This is a genomic window from Dictyobacter arantiisoli, assembly GCF_008326305.1.
In the GTDB taxonomy this organism is placed as follows: Bacteria; Chloroflexota; Ktedonobacteria; order Ktedonobacterales; family Ktedonobacteraceae; genus Dictyobacter; species Dictyobacter arantiisoli.
Map to the genome: position 1 here is coordinate 1 of NZ_BIXY01000201.1, position 2,554 is coordinate 2,554.

A 2,554-nucleotide genomic window follows, 5' to 3' on the forward strand; every position below is an offset into this window, starting at 1 on the left:
CACAGCAGTCTGAATGCCCCTGGTCATGTTTCCGCTCATCACTCGCTCTAAAGCGTGATGTGCAGGATCATAATGGTAGAGACCTGGATGAGAAGGGCCGCTTGGCCCACAAACCCAGTAGAGCTCTGTAGGATATAATCCGCCACCAGAAGCTGTCCCTCTTCCACACCTGACATTTGGGGAGGAGAGAAGGTCTCCTTTTTTCTCCCCCCAGATAAGATCCATCCGCATGTTCAAGAGCCCATAGGTAAGAAGAAGCATCGATGTAAACTCATCAAAAGTCATGGCTCTATGCTCACGCTTCAAGGTTGTAAGAGATGTCCAAACGTCGGCCATAGGAACAGCAGGATCAAGAATTTTGCTGGGAAGAGCCAGGCGCGTTGCCTGTGGGTACTGTTTGAAGCGGGGAAGCTGATCCTGCCAGGCAATTCCGGTTGTGCCTGGATCCAAAGGAGTTTGATGTATTGCGAAGATTGCTTCAATGTATTTCTTGCAGATAGTTGCATTTTCATTCATATGAGACTCTTTTCACTTTCTACATGTTTTAAGGAAATGGGTGCGGGTCAGTATTGAAATTGGCCAGATCAAAATCTTTGCTCAGGTAGCCAGCGGCGCGTGGAGCGGTCTTCAAGCGAGGGAGATCATGGACACGTACCCTCTGGCCGCCAAATTCTATTGGCAATAGCCCGGGAACAATCACTTTAAAGGTTTTGAGCCCCATACGCTCCTGTTCCGGGCTGGTCAAGTCTACGGCAATAACATCCATGCCCCTGTCCAGGATCAACTTCACACAATAGAGCAAGTCATCCCGTAGATCAAGGGTCTGTGGCCGATTCGTCAGCCACTCTGCATAACACGTATCAAAGGGACAGAGGGTCGAATTCTGGTAGAGAAAAGCTGCTCTTGACGCAGTTTCTGGTATACTGTAGAGGAGCGCATGATCGGAGACGGCTCGCACTTTCTCATGATCCTGGATCATAGCACGAATTTCATCCATATGATGATCGACACGCGTATTATGAATCCAGAAACCAAGTTCGGCGAGTGCCGAAAGGATCGCTTGTTCGGGGCTGAAGCTTGCTCCCCCTCCCACCCCAAAACGTGGCCTTATGCGTTCTGGATCATCTTCTGGTCGCGTGAGATGCGTATCGCGTAATACAGCGATGGCAGCAACTGATGGAAATTGCATATCAAAACGTGTATCAAGTACATGGACATCATAGCCTATTCTATTGCATCGATCAAGCATATGCAGTATGGAGTGATCATTGCAGTGTGCAAGATCGACCCGGCGCGGTGCTGTTTTTGTATACCAACTTAACAGAAAACCATCTCGCTCGATTAACTCCATTAAACCAAATAAAATGGCTTCTTCAGGTGCGCCCCCAATGGCACATCCACTTGAAGTGTCAGTGGCAATCAGAGGATAATTATTTTTACTCACGTAAACAAGGCTCTTCGGTACAAGAATTGGTCGTGCCTTGCGAAAAGAATATCCCCATACCCACGGTATAATGAGGTCATCTTTAAAAGGAGTGTAAACACTACTATTGTGATATATTTCTGGCCGGTACAAACCCATCTCCGCTGGATGTATGGCCTCGGCCCGTACATGCTGATAGCTATCAAACACGGTCGTTTTTTGACGTGTCGGTCTAACCCACGCAAGGCGTTCAAGGCCTTCTAGCAAGGCAGTATGGAGCTGATAGCTGGTGCCATGACTGGCAAAAGTGACGTGTCGTGCTGTGTCTCCCAAGAGACCGTTGGCAGAGAGACCGTCGGCAGCCGTTCGACCGTAGATGCATGTATCGACGGTATGGGTATAATTGCTATAATATTGAGCGCCGAGCAGCCCGCTGATAGGATTCACCAGAGCTGTTTCAGGTAAAGAGTACTCCGCAACAGTTTTCAGGTGATACTCCGAGGGTGCTTTTTTTGAGCGAGAGCTAATACAAAGCGTTGCCGTTTCCGAAGTGTCCAGTTTGTCCGATTTGAGAACAGAACAGAGATGACAGCCTGCGCCAGGAATAAACGGATATGTTTCCGCAGAAAGCGTCTCTAGATCGAGTTGAGAGACCCGAGGCTGCGCGCGTTCAAGCATGTCGCAAGGGCAAAGAGCCAGTATCATTGCCAGGACCGCATCCAGTGCGAAGGGAGTCAGGGCTGAGGAGCGCCCAAAAACAAGCCGTTGTTGTACATTGTTCCATTCGAGTAACTCGCTTTTACGATTTATGATCCACGCCTGTTCCAGACAAAGAGGACATGGACCTCCAGAAAGCGGGTGATAGAGCGGTCCAAAGATGACCTTTGAACCATCCACTCTCAGAGGATAGATGAAAGTATTCTCCTGGTAATACTTGCGATACCACTGTTCTCGCTCATCAGTGGGTTTCTTTCCATCAAGCACTCCCAGGTCCACTATAAGGGAGATAGAAGGAGGGAGCGCTTCTGCCAGTAGAGAGAGATGTTTCGTCAGGTACTGCTTCAGAAGAGAGACTGTCTCATCCAAGGAAGAAGGATGGAAGGTTTCTATTCTCACTGTGGGCATATTCTT

1 protein-coding gene and 1 pseudogene are annotated in these 2,554 nt (G+C 48.8%); both read right to left on the bottom strand.

All coding sequences use genetic code 11. The annotated features are described in order from the left end of the window. Positions 1 to 516, bottom strand: a pseudogene (locus F1593_RS27745) (hypothetical protein); the annotation flags it as partial. Between the two features lie 28 nt (positions 517 to 544). Next, positions 545 to 2,554: TOMM precursor leader peptide-binding protein (locus F1593_RS27750; protein WP_216369020.1), on the bottom strand; the 2,010-nt coding region annotated here is incomplete at its 5' end.